The organism is Aliivibrio sp. SR45-2 (assembly GCF_963890165.1).
Taxonomy (GTDB): domain Bacteria; phylum Pseudomonadota; class Gammaproteobacteria; order Enterobacterales; family Vibrionaceae; genus Aliivibrio; species Aliivibrio salmonicida.
Map to the genome: position 1 here is coordinate 1 of NZ_CAWPRC010000138.1, position 221 is coordinate 221.

The following is a 221-nucleotide window of genomic DNA, read 5'->3' on the forward strand; positions in this document are numbered from 1 at the left end:
TCCTGTTCAAACGGAGATAAATCAATCTCTGAAATAGCTTCAACATCTACTGTTCCAACACCTCGACATATCGGGCACTCCCATTCATTATGGCTACCTTTACCTTTACATAATGGGCACTCTTCCTGTTCAAACGGAGATAAATCAATCTCTGAAATAGCTTCAACATCTACTGTTCCAACACCTCGACATATCGGGCACTCCCATTCATTATGGCTACC

Annotated in this window: 1 protein-coding gene; it reads right to left on the minus strand. The window is 42.1% G+C overall.

The annotated features are described in order from the left end of the window. On the minus strand, window positions 1-221 hold a 221-nt coding region (locus tag AACV33_RS06845), incomplete at both ends, for a zinc finger domain-containing protein (protein ID WP_220488766.1).